At 48.7% G+C, this 563-nt stretch carries 1 protein-coding gene; it reads right to left on the bottom strand.

The annotated features are described in order from the left end of the window. A partial coding sequence (locus AB4298_RS21275; RefSeq protein ID WP_371988334.1) for an Ig-like domain-containing protein occupies positions 1 to 563 on the bottom strand: 563 nt, incomplete at both ends.

Here is a 563-nt window from a genome sequence, read left to right as displayed (position 1 = left end):
TCGATAGTTGCAATATTGGTATCGCTACTGTTCCAAGAAAGAGCACTATCGGTGGTCACATTTAGCACACTAGAGTCAGACATTAACGCTTGTGCAGTAAAGGCTTGCTCTAGCCCTGCGACTACAGTGGTATCCTGTGGTGTGATTTGCAGACTGGTTACTGTGGCATTCGTTACTGTCAATTCAGCAGATGCCGTAAACTCAGCGCCATTCGTATTACCCGATGCGGTAATGGTGACGGTACCGACTGCAACACCCGTTGCGATCCCCGTATCGGTATCGATAGTTGCAATATTGGTGTCGCTACTGCTCCAAGACAATGCACTATCGGTGGTCACATTTAGCACACTAGAGTCAGACATTAACGCTTGTGCAGTAAAGGCTTGCTCTAGCCCTGCGACTACAGTGGTATCCTGTGGTGTGATTTGCAGACTGGTTACTGTGGCATTCGTTACTGTCAATTCAGCAGATGCAGTAAACTCAATGCCATTCGCGTTACCTGATGCGGTAATGGTGACGGTACCGACTGCAACACCCGTTGCGATCCCCGTATCGGTATCGAT

The organism is Shewanella sp. 10N.261.52.F9, assembly GCF_041471165.1.
GTDB lineage: Bacteria > Pseudomonadota > Gammaproteobacteria > Enterobacterales > Shewanellaceae > Shewanella > Shewanella marinintestina.
This window is presented reverse-complemented; position numbering and strand designations above follow the sequence as displayed.